The sequence below is a fragment of the Saccharopolyspora sp. NPDC000995 genome, from assembly GCF_053599315.1.
Genome location: NZ_JBSFLZ010000338.1, coordinates 1 through 1,337, shown reverse-complemented (window position 1 = coordinate 1,337; position 1,337 = coordinate 1). Strand labels below are relative to the sequence as shown.

1 protein-coding gene is annotated in these 1,337 nt (G+C 61.1%); it reads left to right on the top strand.

Annotated elements, in window-relative coordinates; translation table 11 throughout:
• Positions 1-482: 482 nt before the first annotated feature.
• Positions 483-1,337, top strand: an 855-nt coding sequence (locus ACWDKQ_RS36190; protein WP_450143244.1) for an ATP-binding protein, incomplete at its 3' end; no start/stop codon positions are given.

Sequence of the window (1,337 nt, the reverse complement as noted above, 5' to 3'; positions counted from 1 at the left end):
AGCCATGTCGAGCATATTCTGGTCAAACTCGGCTTCAACACCCGCACCCAAATCGCCACCTGGATGAGGCAAAAATTCTAGTCTCTCGCCTCCTCACCTCCTCTCGTCTCCCGGCCTCGATCTTTCGTGATGTTGACCGGCCGATCTTGGTGGCCGTGTTCCGCCGCAGCGCCTTACGGGTCACGGCGCCACCCGGTCAACGCGCACAACTGGTCCGAGATCGCGGCCTTGCCGGTCTCGGATGCTGACCGGTAGCGCGTGACGCTCTGCCTGTCACCGCCTGACGCTGACCCATCGTCCAATCCCATCAGCGCGATGAGCCACCCCTACCACCGCGGATCGGCGACATGCCGGTACGCGGGCATCCGCCCGTGAGGCAACGACTCATCCACGCGGGCGTTTTCGAAGAGCCACGCGTGACATTGACTTGACCACGTCCTCCAGTACTATGGAACGTTGAACTAGATTCTCTGGTGGTTCTGATGGTCAGTGTGTCGGGCGGTCTGCCGGGGGAACCGACGAGCTTTGTGGGCCGACGGCAGGCTGTGGCAGAAGTTAAGCGATTGATGTCAGCGTCGCGGTTGGTAACGTTGACTGGTCCTGGCGGCGTGGGTAAGTCGCGGCTCGCGTTGCGGGTAGCTCGGGCTGTTCGTCGGGCTTTCCCGCAAGGGGTGTGGTTGATCGAGTTGGCGAAGCTGCAGGACCCATCGTTGTTGTATCACGCTCTATTTGAGGCGTTGGAGTTGCGTAACCGTTCGACGCGCGCGTTGGACGCGGTGCTGATCGAGTACTTGGCGGATAAGCGTCTGCTTCTCGTTTTGGATAACTGCGAGCATCTGCTCGATGCCTGCAGCGAGCTCGTCAGCAGGCTGCTGCCCGCTGCCCCCGGCGTGCGATTTTTGGTCACCAGCCAGCAATCACTGGGTGTGGCGGGCGAGCACGTGTGGCCGGTGCCGTCCTTGTCGGTGCCCGATGTGATTAGCACGAACAACAATGGCGAACTGACGGTCAACATCCCACAGCAGGGCCCACAGTACGAGTCGCTGGCATTGTTTGAGGAACGTGCTACCGCGGTGCTGCCCGGTTTCGAGCTGAGTGGGGATAACGAGGTTGCCGTGACGCGGCTGTGTCAGCGGTTGGATGGTTTGCCATTGGCTATCGAGTTGGCCGCCGTGCAGATGCGAGTGTTGTCGGTAGAGGAAATTGTGGCCCGGTTGGAGGACCGGTACCGACTACTGACGAGCGGCAATCGAGGCGCTTTGCCTCGCCACCAGACGTTGCGGGCAGCAGTGGAGTGGAGTTTCGATCTATGCTCGGAGCAGGAGCGGGTCTTGTGG